Below are 23,186 nucleotides of genomic sequence, written 5' to 3' on the forward strand. Positions count from 1 at the left end.
AAGCAATGCTCACTTTCCGGCGTATTGATGCGTATAATGCGCGGCGTTTATATTCCATGCGCCTTGCTGAAGGAGAAAAAGATGACGGCGAATATTCCGGTAATCACCATTGATGGGCCTGGCGGTGCGGGTAAAGGTACGTTGTGCAAGGCAATGGCGGAAGCGCTGGGCTGGCATCTGTTAGATTCAGGCGCGATCTACCGCGTTCTGGCGCTGGCGGCGCTGCATCATCATGTTGACGTGGAGTCCGAAGAGGCGCTGGTACCCCTGGCTGCCCATCTTGACGTGCGCTTTATTTCTACTGACGGCAACCTGGAAGTGGTGCTGGAAGGGGAAGATGTCAGCGGCGAAATTCGCACCCAGGAGGTCGCGAACGCCGCCTCGAAGGTGGCGGCTTTCCCTCGCGTTCGCGAAGCGCTGCTGCGCCGCCAGCGCGCCTTCCGTGAACTGCCGGGGCTTATCGCCGACGGGCGCGATATGGGCACGGTGGTTTTCCCGGACGCGCCGGTGAAAATTTTCCTCGATGCCTCGGCCGATGAGCGAGCGCATCGCCGCATGCGGCAGTTGCAGGAAAAGGGCTTTGATGTTAACTTTGAACGTCTTTTGTCCGAGATAAAAGAGCGTGACGATCGCGATAGAAATCGCGCCGTGGCGCCGCTTGTCCCGGCTGCCGATGCATTAGTTCTCGATTCAACCGAACTAAACATTGAGCAAGTGATTGAAAAAGCGCTACAATATGCGCGCGAAAAATTGGCCGTTGCGTAAGCCTTAACCGGTAACGCGCCGAAGCCTCCGAATTATAGCAGTACCCCGCGGCAATGGATGGTCAGCGGGTATGTGAAACAACCCCATCCGGCACGGAGCCAGGTGGACGTTAATATTAACCTGAAGATTAAACATGACTGAATCTTTTGCTCAACTGTTTGAAGAATCCTTAAAAGAAATCGAAACCCGCCCGGGTTCCATCGTTCGTGGTGTTGTTGTTGCTATCGACAAAGACGTAGTACTGGTTGACGCCGGTCTGAAATCTGAGTCCGCCATCCCGGCTGAGCAGTTCAAAAACGCCCAGGGCGAGCTGGAAATCCAGGTTGGTGACGAAGTTGACGTTGCTCTGGATGCAGTAGAAGACGGCTTCGGTGAAACTCTGCTGTCCCGTGAGAAAGCTAAACGTCACGAAGCTTGGATCACGCTGGAAAAAGCTTACGAAGACGCTGAAACTGTTACCGGTGTTATCAACGGCAAAGTTAAAGGTGGCTTCACTGTTGAGCTGAACGGTATTCGTGCGTTCCTGCCGGGTTCCCTGGTAGACGTTCGTCCGGTGCGCGACACGCTGCACCTGGAAGGCAAAGAGCTTGAGTTCAAAGTCATCAAGCTGGACCAGAAGCGTAACAACGTTGTTGTTTCTCGTCGTGCCGTTATCGAATCCGAAAACAGCGCAGAGCGCGATCAGCTGCTGGAAAACCTGCAGGAAGGCATGGAAGTCAAAGGTATCGTTAAGAACCTCACTGACTACGGTGCATTCGTTGATCTGGGCGGCGTTGACGGCCTGCTGCACATCACCGATATGGCCTGGAAACGCGTTAAGCATCCGAGCGAAATCGTAAACGTTGGCGACGAAATCACTGTTAAAGTGCTGAAGTTCGACCGCGAGCGTACCCGTGTATCCCTGGGCCTGAAACAGCTGGGCGAAGATCCGTGGGTAGCTATCGCTAAACGTTATCCGGAAGGTACCAAACTGACCGGTCGCGTGACCAACCTGACCGACTACGGCTGCTTCGTTGAAATCGAAGAAGGCGTTGAAGGCCTGGTTCACGTTTCCGAAATGGATTGGACCAACAAAAACATCCACCCGTCCAAAGTTGTTAACGTTGGCGACGTAGTGGAAGTGATGGTTCTGGATATCGACGAAGAACGTCGTCGTATCTCCCTGGGTCTGAAGCAGTGCAAATCTAACCCATGGCAGCAGTTCGCGGAAACCCACAACAAGGGCGACCGTGTTGAAGGTAAAATCAAGTCTATCACTGACTTCGGTATCTTCATCGGCTTGGACGGCGGCATCGATGGCCTGGTTCACCTGTCTGACATCTCCTGGAACGTTGCAGGCGAAGAAGCAGTTCGTGAATACAAAAAAGGCGACGAAATCGCAGCAGTTGTTCTGCAGGTTGACGCAGAGCGTGAGCGTATCTCCCTGGGCGTTAAACAGCTGGCGGAAGATCCGTTCAACAACTACGTTGCTCTGAACAAGAAAGGCGCTATCGTTGTTGGTAAAGTCACTGCAGTTGACGCTAAAGGCGCAACCGTAGAACTGGCTGACGGCGTAGAAGGTTACCTGCGTGCTTCTGAAGCATCCCGTGACCGCGTTGAAGACGCAACTCTGGTTCTGAGCGTTGGCGACGAAGTTGAAGCGAAATTCACTGGCGTGGATCGTAAGAACCGCGTAGTGAGCCTGTCTGTACGTGCGAAAGACGAAGCGGAAGAAAAAGACGCTATCGCTACCGTGAACAAGCAGGAAGACGCGAACTTCTCCAACAACGCCATGGCTGAAGCGTTCAAAGCAGCGAAAGGCGAGTAATCTTTGTCATTCAGGTAATAACAACCTGAATAGTGACGAGTTTACTTGACAGATTGCAGGATTCGTCCTGTAATCAAGCACAAAGGGCGGCTACGGCCGCCCTTGTTTAAGCTGTTAGCTAATTTTTGCCTTGAAGGAAACCGGAGGAATAATGACCAAGTCAGAATTGATTGAAAGACTTGCCAGCCAGCAATCTCACATTCCGGCGAAAGCGGTGGAAGATGCTGTTAAAGAAATGCTGGAACATATGGCCTCAACGCTTGCTCAAGGTGAGCGCATTGAAATCCGCGGTTTCGGCAGCTTCTCTCTGCACTATCGTGCACCTCGCACCGGACGTAACCCGAAAACTGGTGATAAAGTCGAACTGGAAGGTAAGTACGTTCCGCACTTTAAGCCCGGGAAAGAATTACGTGACCGCGCCAATATTTATGAAGGGTGAGTTGCACGACGTGCAACCGGCCTGACGATAAAAGCACCTTCGGGTGCTTTTTTTGTGCCCGCCATTTACGTCCCGCTTCGCAAAAAAAAAGCGCCTGACTGCAAACGTGACGATTGTCTGGAACGCTGCACGCGCGCCTGAATTCTGCCCGAGGACGTCAGCTTCGCTTTGCGTAACACTGCCCGCTCACAGGGAGGTGTTTATGCGTCTACCATGGCTTGCCGGATGCGCCATCATCGCGATACTGCCGCTACTCTGGCTACCCGCGTTGCCGGGCCCGGGCATTCTGGCGTTCGCCGGCGTACTGGCGCTGTTGCTGACCCGTCTGCGCGGGACGGTCATCGCCGTTGTGGCGATGACGCTTCTGCTGATGGTCTGGGGAGTATTGAGCGCATATCAGGCGCTGTGGCCAACGCAGCACCTCACCGGCGCCGCCCGGCAGGCGGAAGTGTTCCTCCACGAGACGGATGGCCAGACTCTGCACCGCGGACAGATTGTGCGCCTGGCGGACCGCTTCCTGTTCCCCCCGGTTGGCGTGACGTTATACGGGGAACTTGCACCAGCCCCCGTCTGTGCGGGGCAGCGCTGGATGATGACGCTGCGCCTGCGGCCGGTGCATGGGCAGCTCAATGACGGAGGCTTCGACAGCCAGCGCTATGCGCTGGCCCAGCATCGGCCGCTGAGCGGGGGGATCGTCGCCGCTTCCGCGTTGGATACCCGCTGCAGTCTGCGCGCCCGCTACCTGGCGTCGCTGACCCGGCGATTGCAGACTTATCCCTGGCATCCGGTGATGCTGGGCCTGGGGATGGGGGAGCGGCTGGTGCTGCCGGCGGAGATCAAAGTCCTGATGCAGAACACAGGCACCTCCCACCTGATGGCTATCTCCGGTTTGCATATTGCTCTTGCGGCTTCCCTGATCGTGCTCCTGCTGCGCGGTTTACAGTCCCTTTTCCCGGGGCGCTGGATCGGCTGGCGGCTACCGCTGCTGGCTGGGCTGGCGGGCGCAGTCGGCTATGCCTGGCTGACCGGTATGCAGCCACCGGCCCTGCGCACTTGCGTAGGGCTTGCAGTCTGTTGTGCTTTACGTTTGTCGGGTCAACGCTGGACGGCGTGGCAGGTGTGGCTCTGCTGTCTGGGAGCGATTCTTGTTGCCGATCCGCTGGCGGTGTTGTCGCAAAGCCTGTGGCTATCCGCCTTCGCGGTGGCGGGGCTGATCTTCTGGTTCCAGTGTTTACCGCTGCCTGACAGTCGCTGGCGCTGGCCGTGGAAAGCGCTGTTCGCCCTCGTGCATTTGCAGGCTGGCGTGACGCTGCTGCTGATGCCACTGCAGCTGCTGCTCTTCCATGGCATAAGCCTGACGTCGATGGCCGCTAATTTGCTGGCGGTACCGTTAGTGACCCTGCTGGCGGTGCCGCTCATTCTCGCCGGAATGCTCCTGCATCTCACTGGACCGGAAGTGGTGGCGTCGCTGATCTGGCTGGCAGCCGATCGCGTGCTGGCGGTGTTGTTCTGGGGGTTACGACGTTTACCGGACGGCTGGCTGACGCTGGATGCCCGCTGGCTCTGGATCAGTAGCCTGCCGTGGCTGCTGGTGATGGGCTGGCGTTTTCAGAGCTGGCGGTATACTCCGGCGCTGTGCCTGAGTGTGCTGTTTTTGCTGGCGCGGCCATTCAGCCGGCAACCGCCCGCGGACCAATGGCGGGTGACGATGCTGGATGTCGGGCAGGGGCTGGCGATGGTGATCGAACGTCACGGCAAGGCGTTATTGTACGATACCGGGCCGGCATGGCCGCAGGGCAACAGCGGTCGACAGGTGATTATCCCTTGGCTGCGCTGGCACCATCTGCAGCTGCAGGGGATTATGCTGAGCCACGAGCATCTTGACCATCGCGGCGGCCTCGAATCCGTGCTGCAGGCATGGCCGCAGGCGTGGGTGCGCAGCCCTTTAGGCTGGGCGCGTCATCTGCCGTGCCATCGCGGCGAACGCTGGCAGTGGCAGGGACTCACTTTCCAGGCGCTGTGGCCGCTGCCGGGCAGCGCGGCAAAGGGAAACAATCACTCCTGCGTGGTGCGAATCGATGACGGTCGCTCCAGCATCCTGCTGACCGGCGATATAGAACGTCAGGCGGAGCAGGCGATGATCAGCCGCTACTGGCAGCATCTGGCGTCTACACTTATCCAGGTTCCCCATCACGGCAGCAACACCTCCTCCAGCGAACTGCTGGTCCGGTGGGTGGATGGCGCGGCCGCGCTGGTTTCCGCTTCGCGCTACAATGCGTGGCGGATGCCCTCGCACAAGGTCGTTCAGCGCTATCGCCAGCGGGGGTATCGCTGGTTCGCCACGCCGCAGCAGGGGCAGATAACGGTGGTTTTTTCTGCAGAAGGGTGGCAAATCCATAGCTTACGGGATCAAGTTTTACCTCGTTGGTATCATCAGTGGTTTGGCGCGCCCGCCGATAACGGGTAGAATATGCGGCTATTTCAACACAAGCTGGTTTATTGAATGCAGAACGATAAAGATCTCTCCACGTGGCAGACCTTCCGCCGACTTTGGCCGATTATTGCACCGTTTAAAGCCGGGCTAATCGTAGCGGCGGTGGCGTTAGTGCTTAACGCGGGCAGTGACACCTTCATGTTATCGCTTCTTAAACCGTTATTGGATGATGGTTTTGGTAAAACGGATCGCTCAGTGCTGCTATGGATGCCGCTGGTGGTTATCGGGCTGATGGTGCTGCGTGGGATCACCAGCTACATCTCGAGCTATTGTATCTCCTGGGTTTCCGGCAAAGTGGTGATGACCATGCGTCGTCGCCTGTTCGGCCACATGATGGGCATGCCGGTGGCTTTCTTTGACAAGCAGTCTACCGGGACGCTGCTGTCACGTATCACCTATGATTCTGAACAGGTCGCTTCCTCCTCTTCCAGCGCGCTGATCACCGTGGTCCGCGAAGGGGCATCGATTATCGGCCTGTTCGTGATGATGTTCTATTACAGCTGGCAGCTGTCGTTGATCCTAATTGTACTGGCGCCGATCGTGTCGGTAGCAATCCGCGTGGTCTCCAAGCGTTTTCGCAATATCAGTAAGAATATGCAGAACACGATGGGGCAGGTCACCACCAGCGCTGAGCAGATGCTGAAAGGGCACAAAGAGGTGCTGATGTTTGGCGGCCAGGAAGTGGAAACCAAACGTTTTGATAAGGTCAGCAATAAAATGCGCCTGCAGGGGATGAAAATGGTTTCCGCCTCGTCTATCTCCGACCCGATCATTCAGCTTATCGCCTCCCTGGCGCTGGCCTTTGTCCTGTATGCCGCCAGCTTCCCGAGCGTGATGGACACCCTGACCGCTGGGACCATTACCGTGGTCTTCTCCTCCATGATTGCGCTGATGCGTCCGCTGAAGTCTCTGACCAACGTCAATGCCCAGTTCCAGCGCGGGATGGCGGCATGCCAGACGCTGTTTGCGATCCTCGATTCCGAGCAGGAGAAAGACGAAGGTACCCGCGTCATTGAGCGGGCGAAAGGCAATCTCAAGTTCGAGAACGTCACCTTTACCTATCCGGGTCGCGAAGTGGCCGCGCTGCGCAATATCAATCTCGATATCCCGGAAGGGAAAACTGTGGCGCTGGTGGGACGCTCCGGTTCGGGTAAATCGACCATCGCCAGCCTGATCACGCGCTTCTACGATGTCGACGATGGGCAGATCCTGCTGGATGGCCATGACTTGCGCGAGTACAAGCTGAGCTCGCTGCGCGACCAGGTAGCGCTGGTTTCACAGAACGTGCACCTGTTCAATGATACCGTCGCCAATAACATCGCCTATGCCCGTACTGAAGAGTACAGCCGCGAGCAGATTGAAGAGGCTGCGCGAATGGCCTACGCCATGGACTTCATCAACAAGATGGACAATGGCCTGGATACCATCATCGGCGAAAATGGCGTGATGCTGTCCGGCGGCCAGCGCCAGCGTATTGCTATCGCCCGTGCGCTACTGCGTAACAGCCCGATCCTGATCCTCGATGAAGCCACCTCGGCGCTGGATACCGAGTCCGAGCGTGCGATTCAGGCGGCGCTGGATGAGCTGCAGAAAAACCGCACCTCGCTGGTTATTGCCCACCGTCTGTCAACCATTGAGCAGGCTGATGAGATTGTGGTGGTTGAAGACGGGCGGATCGTGGAGCGCGGAACGCACCACGACCTGCTGGAGCATAAAGGCGTATACGCCCAGCTGCATAAGATGCAATTCGGCGAATGATCGCGCGCATCTGGTCCGGTGAGTCGCCGCTGTGGCGCCTGCTGCTGCCGCTCTCCTGGCTGTATGGCCTGGTGAGCGCGTTGATTCGCCTCAGCTATCAGCTGGGGTGGAAAAAAGCCTGGCGCGCGCCGGTGCCGGTGGTGGTGGTCGGTAACCTGACCGCCGGCGGCAACGGTAAAACGCCGGTGGTGATCTGGCTGGTGGAGCAACTGCAGCAGCGCGGCATTCGCGTTGGGGTGGTCTCTCGCGGCTACGGCGGTAAAGCCGAACGCTACCCGCTGGTATTAACTGACCGGACCAGTACGGCGCAGGCAGGCGATGAACCGGTGCTCATCCATCAGCGCACCGGCGCGCCGGTGGCGGTCTCTCCGCTGCGCAGCGACGCGGTGAAAGCGCTGCTCAGCGCGCACGAGCTGCAGATTATCGTGACCGACGATGGGTTGCAGCACTATAAGCTGGCGCGGGACCGGGAAATTGTCGTCATCGACGGCGTGCGCCGCTTTGGCAACGGCTGGTGGCTGCCTGCCGGGCCGATGCGTGAGCGGGCATCGCGCTTGCAAAGCGTTGATGCGATTATCGTCAACGGCGGCGTGTCGCGTCCGGGAGAGATCCCGATGCAGCTGCGTCCCGGGATGGCGGTCAACCTGCTTACCGGCGAACGTCGCGATGTCTCTACCTTCACTAACGTAGTGGCAATGGCCGGCATCGGCCATCCGCCGCGCTTTTTCGCCACCCTCGAAAGCTGTGGCGTCCAGCCGGTCAAAACCGTGGCGCTGGCGGACCATCAGGCGCTGAGCCAGGCCGATGTCACCGCTCTGGTAACCGCCGGGCAGATGCTGCTGATGACCGAGAAAGACGCCGTGAAATGTCGCGATTTCGCCGCTGCGAACTGGTGGTATTTACCGGTCGACGCCATAATGGCCGATGAACGCGCACAGCGGTTGCTTGCGGACTTAGCGGCGTTGGCGCAACGTTAACCGACGCGCCGGCTTTGCTCGCCGCTGTGCTGGAATTCCTGACGGAGAACCTGCATGTCGGTATTGCAACTATCGATTAATGAGGCGCGCCACCTCCATCTCGCGGCGCAGGGGTTATTAAAAAAGCCCCGGCGTCGCGCTCGCCCGAATGACATCCTTTCCACCATCCAGCAAATGTCGCTGCTGCAAATCGATACCATCAACGTGGTGGCCCGCAGCCCCTACCTGGTGTTGTTCAGCCGCCTCGGCAGCTATCCGCAGCACTGGCTGGATGAGTCATTGCGCAGCGGCGAGCTGATGGAATACTGGGCGCATGAAGCCTGTTTTCTACCGCGCAGCGATTTCGCCCTTGTGCGCCACCGAATGTTGAACCCCGACAAGATGGGCTGGAAATATCATCGCGCGTGGATGGAGGAGCATGCCGGAAGTATTGCAGAGCTGGTGGCGCATATCGGACAAAACGGACCGGTTCGCTCGGCGGATTTTGCCCACACACGCAAAGGCGCCAGCGGCTGGTGGGAGTGGAAACCGCATAAGCGCCACCTGGAAGGGCTGTTTACCGCCGGTGAAGTGATGGTGGTGGAGCGGCGCAACTTTCACCGCGTGTATGATTTAACCCGGCGGGTGATGCCGCACTGGGACGACGAGCGCGATGCGCTGCCCCGCGACGCTGCGGAGGCCATCATGCTGCGCAACAGCGCCCGCAGCCTCGGCATCTTTCGCCCCCAGTGGCTGGCGGATTACTATCGTTTACGTCAGCCGGCGCTACCGGGTTTGCTGGCGGCCTGGCAGGAAGAGGGCCTGGTTGTGCCAGTCGACGTGGAGGCGCTTGGCGAGATGTGGCTGCATCGCGACGCGCTGGCGCAGCTGGAGTCCGCGCCCGGCGGTAAACTTACCGCCAGCCATAGCGCCGTGCTCTCGCCCTTCGACCCGGTGGTCTGGGATCGGAAGCGCGCTGAGCAACTGTTCAACTTCAGCTATCGCCTGGAGTGCTATACCCCGGCGCCGAAGCGTCAGTATGGCTACTTCGTACTGCCTCTGCTGCACCAGGGGAAACTGGTCGGGCGGATGGACAGTAAAATACATCGCAAAAGCCGGGAGCTGGAGATCTTCGCCCTGTGGCTGGAGGATGAGGTGAAGATCACCCGTGGTCTGGAGCAGGGGCTGCGCCGGGCGATCAACGACTTCGCACGCTGGCAATCGGCAGACCGGATCCTGTGTCGACGCCTGCCGGAAGGGCTGTTTGTCGGCCAGGAGCGAGGATGGGAAATCGATGCCGATTGATCCCGGCGCCGACCTTCCTGTGTTATGCTGCTGAGAAATCTATCCGGTCCATCAGGAGGAAACATGGATCACCGTTTACTTGAAATCATCGCCTGCCCGGTCTGTAACGGTAAGCTGTATTACAGTCAGGATAAGCAAGAACTTATTTGCAAACTTGATAGTCTGGCGTTTCCACTGCGCGACGGTATCCCTGTGCTGCTGGAGACAGAAGCGCGTCCGCTGGCGGTAGAAGAGAGTCACTCATGAGTTTCGTGGTCATTATTCCTGCGCGTTTCGCCTCCACGCGCCTGCCGGGAAAACCACTGCAGGACATTAACGGCAAGCCGATGATTGTCCATGTGCTGGAGCGCGCCCGCGAATCCGGCGCGGATCGCATTATTGTCGCCACCGATCACGAAGAGGTCGCCCGGGCGGTTGAAGCCGCCGGCGGCGAGGTCTGCATGACCCGCGCCGACCATCAATCCGGCACCGAACGGCTGGCGGAGGTGGTGGAGAAGTGCGCGTTCAGCGATGACACCATCATCGTCAATATCCAGGGCGATGAGCCGATGATCCCCCCGGCTATCGTCCGCCAGGTGGCGGAGAATCTGGCTGCCAGCACCAGCGGAATGGCGACGCTGGCGGTACCGATCCACGATGCGGAAGAGGCGTTTAATCCAAATGCGGTCAAAGTGGTGATGGATGCGCAGGGCTATGCGCTCTATTTCTCCCGTGCCACCATTCCCTGGGATCGCGATCGCTTTGCCCACTCCCGCGACGCCATTGGTGATTCTCTGCTGCGCCACATCGGCATCTATGGCTATCGCGCCGGCTTTATTCGCCGCTATGTCAGCTGGGCGCCAAGCCCGCTGGAGCAGATAGAAATGCTCGAGCAGCTGCGGGTGCTGTGGTATGGCGAGAAGATCCATGTCGCCGTGGCGGCCGAAGTGCCCGGCACCGGCGTCGATACCCCTGAAGATCTGGCGCGCGTCCGCGCTGAACTGCGTTAGTCCTCTGTCCCCTCCTTGCAGGAGGGGATATCCCCACCGGTTTTATGCTTTTTTTGCCCATTTTTGATCTTATCCGATGACAACCCAGGTGCGGGCGCTCATTATGAAATCAGTAGTGTTCATAGGGGTAATCGACAATGGAACAGTTGCGAACCGAACTGAGTCACCTGCTTGGCGAAAAGCTGAGCCGGGTGGAGTGTGTCAGTGAAAAAGCCGCTACGGCGCTGTGGTCCCTGTATGACGCGCAGGGAAATCCGATGCCGCTGCTGGCGCGAAGTTTCACCACCCCCGGCGTGGCGCGGCAGCTGGCCTGGAAGATCTCCACTCTGGCGCGCAGCGGTACGGTGCGCATGCCGGTGGTCTATGGCGTGATGACGCATGAAGAGCATCCCGGGCCGGACGTGCTGCTGCTTGAGCGTCTGCGCGGCGTCCCGGTGGAGGCGCCCACCCGCACCCCGGCGCGCTGGGAGCAGCTGCAGGAGCAGATCGTCGAGGCGCTGCTGGCCTGGCATCGTCAGGACAGCGGCGGCTGCGTGGGGATGGTCGATAATACCCAGGACAATCTGTGGCCGAACTGGTACCGGCAGCGGGTGGCGATGTTGTGGAGCACCCTGAACCTGTATCAGGACACCGGTCTGACCATGCAGGATAAGCGGGTTTTGTTCCGCTCCCGCGAGTGTCTGCCGGAGCTGTTCCGCGATTTCAATGATAATGCCGTACTGGTGCACGGCAATTTCACCCTGCGCAGCATGCTGAAAGATCCGCGCAGCGATCAGCTGCTGGCGATGGTTGGTCCGGGGATGATGCTGTGGGCGCCGCGGGAGTACGAACTGTTCCGTCTCGCGGAGGGGGGCCAGGCCGAGCAGCTGCTATGGCGTTACCTGCAGCAGGCGCCGGTCTCCGAGGCCTTTGTCTGGCGGCGCTGGCTTTATCTGCTGTGGGATGAGGTGGATAGCCTGGTCAATACCGGGCGCTTTGACCGCGCCCGTTTCGACCTCGCCGCAAAATCACTCCTGCCCTGGCTCGCCTGAGCTGCCTTTCAGCCATTGCCAGACGCGACCAAGCGTTTCATAGCCGACCCGGTCGCTGTGCATCAGCCACACCGGTGAAGGAATGACCCGCTCCCACGGATTGAGCGGTGATGTGACCGCCATCTGATTAGCCGGCGCGGGCAGCGGATCCAGACCGGCATGGCGAAAGAAGATCATCGCCCGCGGAAGATGCGACGCCGAGGTGACCAGCAGGAAGGGGGCGTCGCCGATGGCGCCCTTCACCGCCAGCGCTTCCTCTTCCGTATCTTTCGGCTTATCGAGCACGATGATATCGCTGCGCGGTACGCCGAGGCTCTCCGCCACTCTCGCCCCGGCCTCCGCCGTGCTGACGGGGTTGGTTTTTGCCGCCGCGCCGGTAAAGATCATTTTCGATCCCGGATTCTCCTGCCACAGGCGAATGCCCTCCGTCAGGCGCGGCAGGCTGTTGCTGATAAGGTTAGAGCTAGGCGCCCACTCCGGGTTCCAGGTATAGCCGCCGCCCAGCACCACCACGTAGCTCACCGGCTGCTCGCCGCGCCAGGTGGGATAGCGATCTTCTATCGGTTTAAGCAGGCTGTCTGCCACGGGCTGCAGGCTCAGCAGCGTCAGCAGCAGCCAGCCGAGGCTCACGCAAAACTTCCCGGTACGTTGAAAGCGGCTGAACCATAACAGGGCGATCCCGATACCGATCAGCAACAGCAGGGCAGGAAGCGGTAGCAGCAGACCGCCGACGATCTTTTTTAGCGTGAAAAGCATGCCAGATGGTTCCTTTTTTAACCATATAACCAAAGTTATGTTCGGATCTTATAACAGATCGCTTCATTCTCGGCGTGGGTATGACAAAATAGCGGTTTTGTGTTGGCTTGTGGAGTCGCCCGTGCAGGATCGCAATTTCGATGACATTGCTGAAAAGTTTTCGCGCAATATTTACGGCACCACAAAAGGCCAGCTGCGCCAGGCGATCCTCTGGCAGGATCTGGAGCCGCTGCTGGCGCAGCTGGGGCCGGGGCCGCTGAGGGTACTGGATGCCGGCGGCGGCGAAGGGCAAACGGCCATTAAAGTGGCGCAACTGGGTCATCACGTGACGCTGTGCGATCTCTCCGCTGAAATGGTGGCCCGCGCCCGCCAGGCTGCTGTCGATAAAGGTGTGATCGACAACATGCATTTTGTACAATGCGCGGCTCAGGATATTGCGCAGCACTTGGAAAGCCCGGTCGATCTGGTACTGTTTCATGCGGTGCTGGAGTGGGTGGCGGAGCCCCAAGCGGTGCTGCGTACCCTGTGGTCGACGCTGCGTCCTGGCGGCGGCTTGTCGTTGATGTTCTACAATGCTAACGGCCTGCTGATGCACAATATGGTTGCCGGTAATTTCGATTACGTACAACTGGGCATGCCAAAAAAGAAAAAACGCACGCTGTCGCCGGACTATCCGCGTGAGCCGCAGCAGGTTTATCACTGGCTGGAAGAGATTGGCTGGCAGATTGTCAGCAAAACCGGCGTGCGGGTGTTTCATGATTATCTGCGTGAAAAACGCCAACAGCATGACAGCTATGCGGCGCTGCTGGAGCTGGAGACGCGCTACTGTCGTCAGGAGCCGTACCTCAGCCTGGGCCGTTATATTCATGTCACCGCGCTTAAGAGCCAGGCTCATAGCCGCAGATGCAAGGATAAAGTATGAGTGAATTTTCCCAGACAGTCCCCGAACTGGTTGCCTGGGCCAGGAAAAATGATTTTTCTATCTCGCTGCCGGTCGACAGACTCTCTTTCCTGCTGGCGATCGCCACCCTGAATGGCGAACGGCTGGAAGGGGAAATGAGCGAGGGAGAACTGGTGGATGCGTTCCGCCACGTGAGTGATGCGTTTGAGCAGACCAGCGAAACCATCAGCCAGCGCGCCAATAACGCCATCAACGATTTGGTGCGCCAGCGTCTGCTGAACCGCTTTACCAGCGAAATTACCGAAGGCAATGCAATCTATCGTCTGACGCCGTTGGGGATCGGGATCACCGATTATTATATCCGGCAGCGCGAATTTTCGACGCTGCGTCTCTCGATGCAGTTGTCGATCGTCGCCGGCGAGCTGAAGCGCGCGGCGGATGCTGCGGAAGAGGGCGGCGATGAGTTTCACTGGCATCGCAACGTTTTTGCCCCGCTGAAGTATTCGGTAGCGGAAATTTTCGACAGCATCGACCTGACGCAGCGCATCATGGATGAGCAGCAGCAGCTGGTGAAAGACGATATCGCGCAGCTGTTGAACAAAGACTGGCGCGCGGCGATTTCCAGCTGTGAACTGTTGCTGTCGGAAACCTCCGGCACCCTGCGTGAACTGCAGGATACGCTGGATGCGGCGGGGGATAAGCTGCAGGCGAATCTGCTGCGCATTCAGGATTCGACCATGGCGCGCGACGATCTCCATTTTGTCGACCGGCTGGTGTTCGACCTGCAAAGCAAGCTGGACCGCATCGTCAGCTGGGGCCAACAGGCGATTGACCTGTGGATCGGCTATGACCGCCACGTGCACAAGTTTATCCGTACCGCTATCGATATGGATAAGAACCGCGTCTTCGCCCAGCGTCTGCGCCAGTCGGTACAGACCTATTTTGATGAGCCGTGGGCGCTGACTTACGCCAACGCCGACCGTCTGCTGGATATGCGCGACGAGGAGATGGCCCTGCGCGATGAAGAGGTCACCGGCGAGCTGCCGGCGGACCTCGAATTTGAAGAGTTTAACGAAATTCGCGAGCAGCTGGCGGCGCTGATCGAAGCGCAGCTGGCGGTCTATAAAGAGAAAGGAATACCGCTGGATCTCGGCCTGGTGGCGCGGGAGTTCCTGGCGCAGTATCCGCGCGGGCGTCACTTCGACGTGGCGCGGATCGTCGTGGATCAGGCGGTACAGCTGGGCGTCGCCCAGGCAGATTTCACCGGACTGCCAGCCAAATGGCAGCCGATTAATGATTACGGAGCCAAGGTACAGGCGCATGTCATTGACAAATATTGAACAAGTGATGCCGGTTAAGTTGGCGCAGGCGTTGGCCAATCCGTTATTTCCGGCGCTGGACAGCGCCTTGCGCGCGGGCCGACATATCGGCCTCGACGAGCTGGATAATCACGCATTTTTGATGGACTTCCAGGATTATCTGGAAGAGTTTTACGCTCGCTATAACGTCGAGCTGATCCGCGCGCCGGAGGGGTTTTTCTACCTGCGCCCGCGTTCCACAACCCTGATTTCACGCTCGGTGCTGTCCGAACTGGATATGATGGTGGGCAAAATTCTTTGCTATCTCTATCTCAGCCCGGAGCGCCTGGCAAACGAAGGAATTTTCACCCAGCAGGAGCTGTATGACGAGCTGCTGACCCTGGCGGATGAATCCAGGCTGCTGAAGCTGGTCAACAACCGTTCCACCGGTTCGGATCTGGACCGTCAGAAGCTGCAGGAAAAAATGCGCGCGTCGCTAAACCGCCTGCGCCGTCTGGGGATGGTGTGGTTTATGGGCCACGACAGCAGTAAGTTCCGCATTACCGAATCGGTATTCCGCTTTGGCGCCGATGTACGCGCCGGCGACGACCCGCGCGAGGCGCAGCGCCGCCTGATCCGCGACGGGGAAGCGATGGCCCTGGAAAATCACCTGCAGCTCAATGATGAGAATGAAGAGAACCAGCCGGATAGCGGGGAGGAAGAGTAATGATTGAACGCGGTAAGTTTCGCTCGCTGACGCTGGTTAACTGGAACGGCTTCTTTGCCCGGACCTTTGATCTTGATGAACTGGTCACCACCCTCTCCGGGGGGAACGGCGCCGGTAAGTCGACGACCATGGCGGCCTTCGTCACGGCGCTGATCCCCGATTTAACCCTGCTGCACTTCCGTAACACCACCGAAGCGGGGGCCACCAGCGGCTCACGCGATAAAGGCCTGCACGGTAAGCTGCGCGCCGGCGTCTGTTACTCAGTGCTCGACGTTATCAACTCCCGCCATCAGCGCGTGGTGGTCGGCGTGCGCCTGCAGCAGGTTGCCGGGCGCGATCGCAAAGTCGATATCAAGCCTTTCGCCATTCAGGGGCTGCCCACCTCTATCCTGCCGACCCAGCTGTTAACCGAAACGCTGAACGATCGCCAGGCGCGCGTAGTCAGTCTCAATGAGCTGAAAGACAAGCTCGAGGCGATGGAAGGGGTCCAGTTTAAGCAGTTCAACTCGATCACCGAGTATCATTCGCTGATGTTCGATCTGGGCGTGGTGGCGCGCCGTCTGCGTTCCGCCTCCGATCGAAGTAAATATTATCGCCTGATCGAGGCCTCGCTCTACGGCGGGATCTCCAGCACCATTACCCGCTCGCTGCGCGACTACCTGTTGCCGGAAAACAGCGGCGTGCGTAAGGCATTCCAGGATATGGAAGCGGCGCTGCGAGAAAACCGCATGACTCTCGAGGCGATCCGCGTCACCCAGTCCGATCGCGATCTGTTCAAACATCTGATTAGCGAAGCCACCAACTACGTGGCGGCGGACTATATGCGTCACGCCAACGAGCGGCGTATTCATCTTGATAAGGCGCTGGAGTATCGTCGCGATCTCTTTACCTCGCGTTCGCAACTGGCGGCGGAGCAGTATAAGCACGTCGACATGGCGCGCGAGCTGCAGGAGCATAACGGCGCAGAAGGCGATCTGGAAGCGGATTACCAGGCCGCCAGCGATCACCTGAACCTGGTGCAGACCGCGCTGCGTCAGCAGGAAAAAATCGAGCGCTACGAAGCGGATCTCGACGAGCTGCAGATCCGTCTGGAAGAGCAGAACGAAGTGGTGGCGGAAGCCATCGATCGCCAGGAAGAGAACGAAGCCCGCGCCGAGGCCGCCGAGCTGGAAGTGGATGAGCTGAAAAACCAGCTCGCCGACTATCAGCAGGCGCTTGACGTGCAGCAGACCCGAGCCATTCAGTATCACCAGGCGCTGCAGGCGCTGGAGCGCGCGAAGGCGCTGTGCCATCTGCCGGACCTGACGCCGGAGAGCGCCGACGAGTGGCTGGAAACTTTCCAGGCGAAAGAGCAGGAAGCGACGGAGAAAATGCTGTCGCTGGAACAGAAAATGAGCGTGGCGCAAACCGCGCACAGCCAGTTTGAACAGGCCTACCAGCTGGTGGCGGCGATTAACGGCCCGCTGGCGCGCAATGAAGCCTGGGACGTGGCGCGCGAATTGCTGCGCGACGGCGTGAACCAGCGCCACCAGGCCGAGCAGGCGCAGGGGCTGCGCAGCCGCCTCAACGAGCTGGAGCAGCGCCTGCGCGAGCAGCAGGACGCCGAGCGCCAGCTGGCTGAGTTCTGCAAACGCCAGGGCAAACGCTACGATATCGACGATCTGGAAACGCTGCATCAGGAGCTGGAAGCGCGCATCGCTTCGCTGGCCGACAGCGTTTCTAACGCTCAGGAACAGCGCATGACCCTGCGCCAGGAGCTGGAGCAGCTGCAGTCGCGCACTCAGACGCTGATGCGCCGGGCGCCGGTCTGGCTGGCGGCGCAGAATAGCCTTAACCAGCTGTGCGAGCAGAGCGGCGAGCAGTTTGAGTCCGGCCAGGAGGTTACCGAATACCTGCAGCAGCTGCTGGAGCGCGAGCGCGAAGCTATCGTTGAACGTGACGAGGTCGGCGCCCGCAAGCGCGCCATCGACGAAGAAATCGAGCGTCTCAGCCAGCCGGGCGGTTCGGAAGATCCGCGCCTCAACGCGCTGGCGGAACGGTTCGGCGGCGTTCTGCTGTCCGAGATCTACGATGATGTTAGCCTTGACGATGCGCCGTACTTCTCCGCGCTGTACGGTCCGTCGCGCCATGCCATCGTGGTGCCGGATCTGTCGCAGGTTGCCGAGCAGCTTGAAGGGCTGGAGGATTGTCCGGAAGATCTCTATCTGATCGAAGGCGATCCGCAGTCCTTTGACGATAGCGTATTCAGCGTGGACGAGCTGGAAAAAGCGGTGGTGGTGAAGATTGCCGACCGCCAGTGGCGTTATTCGCGCTTTCCGTCGCTGCCGCTGTTTGGCCGCGCCGCGCGTGAAAACCGCATTGAAACCCTGCATGCCGAGCGTGAATCGCTGTCCGAGCGTTTTGCGACCCTGTCGTTTGACGTGCAGAAAACACAGCGTTTGCATCAGGCTTTTAGCCGCTTCATCGGCAGCCATCTGGCGGTGGCCTTCGAGGACGATCCAGAAGAAGAGATCCGCAAACTCAACAGCCGCCGCGGCGAGCTGGAGCGCGCGCTGAGCGCCCATGAAAGCGATAACCAACAGAACCGCGTGCAGTATGAGCAGGCGAAAGAGGGCGTGTCGGCGCTTAACCGCCTGCTGCCGCGCCTGAATCTGCTGGCGGATGATACGCTGGCCGACCGCGTGGACGAGATCCAGGAACGTCTGGATGAAGCGCAGGAGGCCGCGCGCTTTATTCAGCAGCACGGCAATCAGTTGGCGAAGCTGGAGCCTATTGTTTCGGTGCTGCAGAGCGATCCGGAGCAGTTTGAGCAGCTGAAAGAAGATTACGCCTATGCGCAGCAGACCCAGCGCGATGCGCGCCAGCAGGCTTTTGCCCTGGCGGAGGTCGTCCAGCGCCGGGCCCACTTCAGTTACTCCGATTCGGCGGAAATGCTCAGCGGCAACAGCGATCTCAACGAGAAGCTGCGCCAGCGTCTGGAGCAGGCGGAAACCGAACGCAGCCGCGCGCGCGACGCGATGCGTGCCCATGCGGCGCAGCTTAGCCAGTACAATCAGGTGCTGGCCTCGCTGAAGAGCTCGTATGACACCAAGAAAGAGCTGCTTAACGATCTGTATAAAGAGCTGCAGGACATTGGCGTACGCGCCGATGCCGGCGCGGAAGAGCGGGCCCGTGCGCGTCGCGATGAGCTGCACATGCAGCTGAGCAATAACCGCTCCCGTCGCAATCAGCTGGAGAAAGCGTTGACCTTCTGCGAAGCGGAAATGGACAACCTGACCCGCAAACTGCGCAAGTTAGAGCGCGATTATTGCGAAATGCGCGAGCAGGTGGTGACCGCCAAGGCGGGCTGGTGCGCGGTGATGCGCCTGGTGAAAGACAACGGCGTCGAGCGTCGTCTGCACCGCCGCGAGCTGGCCTATCTTTCCGCCGACGAGCTGCGCTCCATGTCGGATAAGGCGCTCGGTGCGCTGCGTCTGGCGGTCGCTGATAACGAACATCTGCGCGACGTGCTGCGTATCTCGGAAGATCCGAAGCGTCCGGAGCGCAAAATTCAGTTCTTCGTTGCCGTCTACCAGCATCTGCGCGAGCGTATCCGCCAGGATATTATCCGCACCGATGATCCGGTGGAAGCGATCGAGCAGATGGAGATTGAGCTCAGCCGCCTGACCGAAGAGCTAACAAACCGCGAACAGAAGCTGGCCATCAGCTCCCGCAGCGTGGCCAACATTATTCGCAAAACCATTCAGCGCGAGCAGAATCGTATCCGGATGCTCAATCAGGGATTGCAGAGCGTCTCCTTCGGCCAGGTCAACAGCGTGCGTCTGAACGTCAATGTGCGTGAGACCCATTCGATGCTGCTCGATGTGCTCTCCGAGCAGCATGAACAGCATCAGGATCTCTTCAACAGCAACCGCCTGACCTTCTCGGAAGCGCTGGCTAAGCTCTATCAGCGCCTGAATCCGCAGATCGACATGGGGCAGCGCACGCCGCAAACCATCGGTGAAGAGCTGCTCGACTACCGCAACTATCTGGAGATGGAAGTGGAAGTTAACCGCGGCTCCGACGGCTGGCTACGCGCGGAGTCCGGCGCGCTGTCCACCGGGGAAGCGATCGGTACCGGGATGTCGATTCTGGTGATGGTCGTCCAGAGCTGGGAAGATGAATCCCGCCGGCTGCGCGGCAAGGATATCTCGCCTTGCCGTCTGCTGTTCCTCGATGAAGCGGCGCGTCTCGATGCCCGCTCCATCGCCACGCTGTTCGAGCTGTGCGAACGTCTGGAGATGCAGCTGATTATCGCGGCGCCGGAGAACATCAGTCCGGAGAAAGGCACCACCTATAAACTGGTGCGTAAAGTGTTCAATAATCACGAACACGTCCACGTGGTGGGGCTGCGCGGGTTTGCCGCGCCGCTGCCGGAAGCGCTGCCGGGAACGGCCGACGCCTCCTGAGGCTGCGGCAACATTCTGGCGGCTAAGCGGTGAAGAGGGCAACGTTAAGTTGCCCTTTTTTTCTATCCAGCCCGTTATGCCAGGGTGGTATAATCTTTAAACTTCTTTACATTAGGTAAGGCAAAAGCCTTTTCGTCTTTATATACTGAAAAAGAGCCCCAATTTTGTGGGCTGCAATGTGTGACAACAGGGGGCAAGGGATGTTGCTAAAGAAACGGTATGGTCGTCCATTGTCAGCGCTCAGCCTGAGCCTGGCACTGGCATTTGCTCCGCTGTTCAATGTCCAGGCCGAAGAGCCTGAAGTCGTACCCGGCGACAGTTCCGCGACGCCCGCTGAGGTCTCTGTCGCGCTGGCGCAAAGCGATGGGCAATCGCCGGCGGTCGCGAAGCTGGCCGGTGAGCAGCCGCTGTCGATGGCGACGGCGGCAAACAGTCGCGCCCAGATCGAGGCGCTGTTGCCGGCAGGGTATAAACCCGTCTTTATGAATCCGCTGGTGTCGCTGTACGCCGCCAGGGATATGAAACCGATGTGGGAAAACCGCGAGGCGGTGCAGGCGTTCCAGCAGCAGCTGGCGGAGATCGCCATCGCCGGTTTTCAGCCGCAATTTACCACCTGGGTCAGTCTGCTGACCGATCCCGCCGTCAGCGGCATGGCGCGCGATGTGGTGCTGTCGGACGCCATGATGGGCTATCTGCACTTTATCAGCGGCATCCCCACCCAGGGGACCCGCTGGTTGTACAGTTCAACGCCGTACAAGATGGCGACCCCGCCGCTGTCGGTGATTAACCAGTGGCAGCTGGCGCTGGACAATGGCTCCCTGCCGGCGTTTATCGCCGGCCTGGCGCCGCATCATCCGCAGTATGAAGCCATGCATCAGTCGCTGCTTGCGCTGGTGGCTGATTCTCGCCCGTGGCCGCAGATGACCGGCAGCGGCTCGCTGCGCCCCGGCGAATGGAGCAATGATATCGGTGCCCTGCGCGAGATCCTCCAGCGTACCGGGATGCTGGACAATACCGCCAATATCGTTCTGCCTGGCGATGTGGTGAGCCCGTCGGCGAAGAAAAAGAGCAAACCCGCGGCGCGCGGCGTGTACGATCGCCAGTTGGTGGAGGGGGTTAAGCGCTTCCAGGCGATGCAGGGGCTGGGGGCGGATGGCGTCATCGGCCAGTCGACTCGCGACTGGCTCAACGTCTCTTCCGCGCAGCGCGCAGGGGTGCTGGCCCTGAACATTCAGCGTTTACGCTTACTGCCGGGCAAACTATCCACCGGCATTATGGTCAATATTCCGGCGTTCTCGCTGGTCTATTACCAGGACGGCAGCCAGGTGCTGGCCTCGCGGGTGATTGTGGGGCGTCCGGACCGCAAAACGCCAATGATGAGCAGCGCGCTGAATAACGTGGTGGTCAATCCGCCGTGGAACGTGCCGCCAACCCTGGCGCGCAAAGATATCCTGCCGAAGGTGCGTAACAATCCAGGCTATCTGGAGCAGCATGGCTACACCGTGATGCGCGGCTGGAATAGTAAAGAGACCATCGATCCTTATCGGGTTGACTGGTCGACCATCACCGAGAACAACTTACCGTTCCGCTTCCAGCAGGCGCCCGGGGCGCGTAACTCGCTCGGACGCTACAAGTTCAATATGCCGAGCTCCGATGCCATCTACCTGCACGATACGCCGAACCATAATCTGTTCCAGAAGGATGTTCGTGCGCTCAGTTCCGGCTGTGTGAGGGTGAATAAGGCTTCGGAGCTGGCCAATATGCTGCTGCAGGATGCGGGCTGGAATGACTCGCGTATTTCTGATGCCCTGAAGCAAGGGGACACGCGCTATGTCAATATTCGGCAAAATATACCGGTGAATTTATATTACTTAACGGCGTTTGTGGACGCTGATGGACGTACACAATATCGAACAGATATTTACAATTACGATATCACCGCGCGATCCAGCGCACAAATTCTGACGAAAGCTGAACAATTAATCAGGTAAATGAAGTAGTTCAATGGATTTTGTTGTCCTAGCACTGGGTAAAAAAGGGCGCTGCTCCTCTGCAGCGCCCGATTTTCCTGGGGTGAGGCTGCCTTGACGTTGGCAATAATGCCCGGTAAGGTGCCTTTCGTGCGCCAGAAGTGCATATACATATCATTCCGCTCAATGCGTGGCGCGGTCAGCGCGAACGCTCTCTTTTGCCGGGCTGCATCAAGGCTGTGGCGAGCGATGGCGTGCTGAGGTTCTGCATCGCGCAAGGCGGAAAAAGTATATAACGATTCATTGACTGTAGACCTGATTATCATGGACAAATTTGACGCTAATCGCCGCAGATTGCTGGCGTTGGGTGGTGCTGCGCTGGGTGCTGCCGCCATTCTCCCTGCGCCGGCATTTGCCACCCTCTCGACCCCCCGTCCGCGTATTTTGACGCTGAATAACCTGCATACTGGTGAATCACTCAAGGCGGAGTTTTTCGATGGCAGAGGCTATATTCAGGATGAATTAGCAAGACTTAACCATTTTTTCCGTGATTACCGCGCGAATAAAATTAAGTCCATCGATCCAAATCTGTTCGATCATCTTTATCGGTTGCAGGGACTACTTGGCACCAACAAACCTGTCCAGCTTATCTCTGGCTATCGTTCCCTCGATACCAATGATGAGCTTCGCGCACGAAGCCGTGGTGTAGCAAAACACAGCTATCACACCAAGGGGCAGGCAATGGATTTCCATATTGAAGGTATTTCGTTAAGCAATATTCGCAAAGCGGCGTTATCTATGCGCGCAGGTGGTGTAGGATATTACCCACGTAGTAACTTTGTGCATATTGATACCGGTCCCGTAAGGCACTGGTAACGAAAGGAGCGTCATGAACTATCGTATTATTCCGGTTACCGCGTTCGCGCAGAACTGTTCTCTTATCTGGTGCGAACAAACCCGGCTGGCGGCGCTGGTCGATCCTGGCGGCGATGCTGAACGTATCAAAGCGGTGGTGACGGAGGCTGGCGTCACGCTGATGCAGATTCTGCTGACGCATGGCCACCTCGATCACGTCGGCGCCGCTGCGGAACTGGCGGAGCATTATGGCGTGCCGGTTATTGGTCCGGAAAAAGAAGATGAGTTCTGGCTGGAAGGCTTACCGGCGCAAAGCCGGATGTTCGGCCTGGAGGATTGCCAGCCGCTGCGTCCGGATCGCTGGCTTAATGAAGGCGACGTGGTTAATGTGGGGAATGTGGCGCTGCGGGTGCTGCACTGCCCAGGCCATACTCCTGGTCATGTGGTCTTCTTTGATGACGCTTCCCGACTGCTTATTTCCGGGGATGTGATTTTCAAAGGCGGGGTGGGGCGCAGTGATTTTCCACGCGGCGACCATGGGCAGCTGATCGCGGCCATTAAGGATAAGCTGTTGCCGTTGGGCGATGACGTGACCTTTATTCCCGGCCATGGTCCGCTGTCGACGCTGGGTGAGGAACGCCGCAACAACCCGTTCCTGCAGGATGAGATGCCGGTCTGGTAACCCAC

At 58.8% G+C, this 23,186-nt stretch carries 18 protein-coding genes; 17 read left to right on the plus strand and 1 reads right to left on the minus strand.

What is annotated here, in order from left to right; translation table 11 throughout:
* Window positions 1-81: 81 nt before the first annotated feature.
* The 10 genes from cmk (at window position 82) to ACQUTP_RS12000 (ending at window position 11,544) form a co-directional block, all read left to right on the plus strand.
* A complete protein-coding gene (gene cmk, locus ACQUTP_RS11955) occupies window positions 82-765 on the plus strand; it encodes a (d)CMP kinase (RefSeq protein ID WP_004201385.1) in 684 nt (227 codons plus the stop codon).
* A 133-nt stretch (window positions 766-898) separates the two neighbouring features.
* Window positions 899-2,572, plus strand: coding sequence for a 30S ribosomal protein S1 (rpsA, locus tag ACQUTP_RS11960; RefSeq protein ID WP_002898162.1), 1,674 nt, complete (start codon window positions 899-901; stop codon window positions 2,570-2,572).
* A gap of 151 nt (window positions 2,573-2,723) precedes the next feature.
* Window positions 2,724-3,011: an integration host factor subunit beta gene (gene ihfB, locus ACQUTP_RS11965; protein ID WP_002898165.1), complete on the plus strand. Its 288-nt coding sequence runs from the start codon at window positions 2,724-2,726 to the stop codon at window positions 3,009-3,011.
* A 202-nt stretch (window positions 3,012-3,213) separates the two neighbouring features.
* Window positions 3,214-5,478: a ComEC family protein gene (locus ACQUTP_RS11970; protein ID WP_285756194.1), complete on the plus strand. Its 2,265-nt coding sequence runs from the start codon at window positions 3,214-3,216 to the stop codon at window positions 5,476-5,478.
* A 36-nt stretch (window positions 5,479-5,514) separates the two neighbouring features.
* Window positions 5,515-7,263: a lipid A ABC transporter ATP-binding protein/permease MsbA gene (gene msbA, locus ACQUTP_RS11975; RefSeq protein ID WP_004201387.1), complete on the plus strand. Its 1,749-nt coding sequence runs from the start codon at window positions 5,515-5,517 to the stop codon at window positions 7,261-7,263.
* The gene (gene lpxK, locus ACQUTP_RS11980; RefSeq protein WP_285756196.1) at window positions 7,260-8,240 is read left to right on the plus strand and encodes a tetraacyldisaccharide 4'-kinase; all 981 of its coding nucleotides are present in this window, start codon (window positions 7,260-7,262) and stop codon (window positions 8,238-8,240) included. The genes msbA and lpxK overlap by 4 nt, the downstream gene beginning before the upstream one ends.
* A 54-nt stretch (window positions 8,241-8,294) precedes the next feature.
* Window positions 8,295-9,524: a winged helix-turn-helix domain-containing protein gene (locus tag ACQUTP_RS11985; protein WP_122543113.1), complete on the plus strand. Its 1,230-nt coding sequence runs from the start codon at window positions 8,295-8,297 to the stop codon at window positions 9,522-9,524.
* Window positions 9,525-9,587: 63 nt separating this feature from the next.
* The gene (ycaR, locus tag ACQUTP_RS11990) at window positions 9,588-9,770 is read left to right on the plus strand and encodes a protein YcaR (protein WP_004201390.1); all 183 of its coding nucleotides are present in this window, start codon (window positions 9,588-9,590) and stop codon (window positions 9,768-9,770) included.
* Complete coding sequence (gene kdsB / locus ACQUTP_RS11995; protein WP_004201392.1) at window positions 9,767-10,513, plus strand: 3-deoxy-manno-octulosonate cytidylyltransferase; 747 nt, start codon at window positions 9,767-9,769, stop codon at window positions 10,511-10,513. Before ycaR ends, kdsB begins: the two co-directional genes overlap by 4 nt.
* Window positions 10,514-10,650: 137 nt before the next feature.
* Window positions 10,651-11,544: a YcbJ family phosphotransferase gene (locus tag ACQUTP_RS12000; RefSeq protein WP_004201393.1), complete on the plus strand. Its 894-nt coding sequence runs from the start codon at window positions 10,651-10,653 to the stop codon at window positions 11,542-11,544.
* On the opposite strand, the gene elyC is transcribed toward ACQUTP_RS12000, so the two are convergent.
* A complete protein-coding gene (elyC, locus tag ACQUTP_RS12005; RefSeq protein WP_004201396.1) occupies window positions 11,521-12,300 on the minus strand; it encodes an envelope biogenesis factor ElyC in 780 nt (259 codons plus the stop codon). The two genes, ACQUTP_RS12000 and elyC, sit on opposite strands and share 24 nt — an antisense overlap.
* Window positions 12,301-12,421: 121 nt before the next feature.
* On the opposite strand from elyC, the gene cmoM reads away from it, so the two are divergent.
* The 7 genes from cmoM to ACQUTP_RS12040 all read left to right on the plus strand — a co-directional run bounded on the left by cmoM (window position 12,422) and on the right by ACQUTP_RS12040 (window position 23,181).
* Window positions 12,422-13,222 carry a tRNA uridine 5-oxyacetic acid(34) methyltransferase CmoM gene (gene cmoM / locus ACQUTP_RS12010; RefSeq protein ID WP_017899447.1) on the plus strand — a complete coding sequence of 267 codons (801 nt, stop codon included), beginning with the start codon at window positions 12,422-12,424 and terminating at the stop codon, window positions 13,220-13,222.
* Window positions 13,219-14,541 (plus strand): chromosome partition protein MukF, encoded by a 1,323-nt coding sequence (gene mukF, locus ACQUTP_RS12015; protein WP_002898189.1) that lies wholly within the window; start codon window positions 13,219-13,221, stop codon window positions 14,539-14,541. Before cmoM ends, mukF begins: the two co-directional genes overlap by 4 nt.
* Window positions 14,522-15,226, plus strand: a complete 705-nt coding sequence (gene mukE / locus ACQUTP_RS12020) for a chromosome partition protein MukE (RefSeq protein WP_004150840.1) — start codon at window positions 14,522-14,524, stop codon at window positions 15,224-15,226. Before mukF ends, mukE begins: the two co-directional genes overlap by 20 nt.
* Window positions 15,226-19,674, plus strand: a complete 4,449-nt coding sequence (gene mukB / locus ACQUTP_RS12025; RefSeq protein WP_023320073.1) for a chromosome partition protein MukB — start codon at window positions 15,226-15,228, stop codon at window positions 19,672-19,674. The genes mukE and mukB overlap by 1 nt, the downstream gene beginning before the upstream one ends.
* A 200-nt stretch (window positions 19,675-19,874) precedes the next feature.
* The gene (ldtD, locus tag ACQUTP_RS12030; RefSeq protein ID WP_004201402.1) at window positions 19,875-21,665 is read left to right on the plus strand and encodes a L,D-transpeptidase; all 1,791 of its coding nucleotides are present in this window, start codon (window positions 19,875-19,877) and stop codon (window positions 21,663-21,665) included.
* Window positions 21,666-21,968: 303 nt separating this feature from the next.
* Window positions 21,969-22,520: a YcbK family protein gene (locus ACQUTP_RS12035; RefSeq protein ID WP_004201403.1), complete on the plus strand. Its 552-nt coding sequence runs from the start codon at window positions 21,969-21,971 to the stop codon at window positions 22,518-22,520.
* A gap of 13 nt (window positions 22,521-22,533) precedes the next feature.
* The gene (locus tag ACQUTP_RS12040; RefSeq protein WP_004201404.1) at window positions 22,534-23,181 is read left to right on the plus strand and encodes an MBL fold metallo-hydrolase; all 648 of its coding nucleotides are present in this window, start codon (window positions 22,534-22,536) and stop codon (window positions 23,179-23,181) included.
* The last annotated feature ends 5 nt before the right edge of the window (window positions 23,182-23,186 follow it).

The sequence above is a fragment of the Klebsiella sp. 2-CIP_Kleb. genome (assembly GCF_050378715.1).
GTDB lineage: Bacteria > Pseudomonadota > Gammaproteobacteria > Enterobacterales > Enterobacteriaceae > Klebsiella > Klebsiella quasipneumoniae.

What these genes read in the sequence shown, in the direction of transcription:
- ihfB (WP_002898165.1), top strand. Translation starts at nt 2,724, where the DNA reads ATGACCAAGTCAGAATTGATTGAAAGACTTGCCAGCCAGCAATCTCAC.
- ycaR (WP_004201390.1), top strand. Translation starts at nt 9,588, where the DNA reads ATGGATCACCGTTTACTTGAAATCATCGCCTGCCCGGTCTGTAACGGT.
- rpsA (WP_002898162.1), top strand. Translation starts at nt 899, where the DNA reads ATGACTGAATCTTTTGCTCAACTGTTTGAAGAATCCTTAAAAGAAATC.
- ACQUTP_RS12040 (WP_004201404.1), top strand. Translation starts at nt 22,534, where the DNA reads ATGAACTATCGTATTATTCCGGTTACCGCGTTCGCGCAGAACTGTTCT.
- ACQUTP_RS11985 (WP_122543113.1), top strand. Translation starts at nt 8,295, where the DNA reads ATGTCGGTATTGCAACTATCGATTAATGAGGCGCGCCACCTCCATCTC.
- lpxK (WP_285756196.1), top strand. Translation starts at nt 7,260, where the DNA reads ATGATCGCGCGCATCTGGTCCGGTGAGTCGCCGCTGTGGCGCCTGCTG.
- elyC (WP_004201396.1), bottom strand. Translation starts at nt 12,300, where the DNA reads ATGCTTTTCACGCTAAAAAAGATCGTCGGCGGTCTGCTGCTACCGCTT.
- ACQUTP_RS12035 (WP_004201403.1), top strand. Translation starts at nt 21,969, where the DNA reads ATGGACAAATTTGACGCTAATCGCCGCAGATTGCTGGCGTTGGGTGGT.
- kdsB (WP_004201392.1), top strand. Translation starts at nt 9,767, where the DNA reads ATGAGTTTCGTGGTCATTATTCCTGCGCGTTTCGCCTCCACGCGCCTG.
- cmk (WP_004201385.1), top strand. Translation starts at nt 82, where the DNA reads ATGACGGCGAATATTCCGGTAATCACCATTGATGGGCCTGGCGGTGCG.
- ldtD (WP_004201402.1), top strand. Translation starts at nt 19,875, where the DNA reads ATGTTGCTAAAGAAACGGTATGGTCGTCCATTGTCAGCGCTCAGCCTG.
- mukB (WP_023320073.1), top strand. Translation starts at nt 15,226, where the DNA reads ATGATTGAACGCGGTAAGTTTCGCTCGCTGACGCTGGTTAACTGGAAC.
- mukF (WP_002898189.1), top strand. Translation starts at nt 13,219, where the DNA reads ATGAGTGAATTTTCCCAGACAGTCCCCGAACTGGTTGCCTGGGCCAGG.
- ACQUTP_RS11970 (WP_285756194.1), top strand. Translation starts at nt 3,214, where the DNA reads ATGCGTCTACCATGGCTTGCCGGATGCGCCATCATCGCGATACTGCCG.
- mukE (WP_004150840.1), top strand. Translation starts at nt 14,522, where the DNA reads ATGTCATTGACAAATATTGAACAAGTGATGCCGGTTAAGTTGGCGCAG.
- msbA (WP_004201387.1), top strand. Translation starts at nt 5,515, where the DNA reads ATGCAGAACGATAAAGATCTCTCCACGTGGCAGACCTTCCGCCGACTT.
- ACQUTP_RS12000 (WP_004201393.1), top strand. Translation starts at nt 10,651, where the DNA reads ATGGAACAGTTGCGAACCGAACTGAGTCACCTGCTTGGCGAAAAGCTG.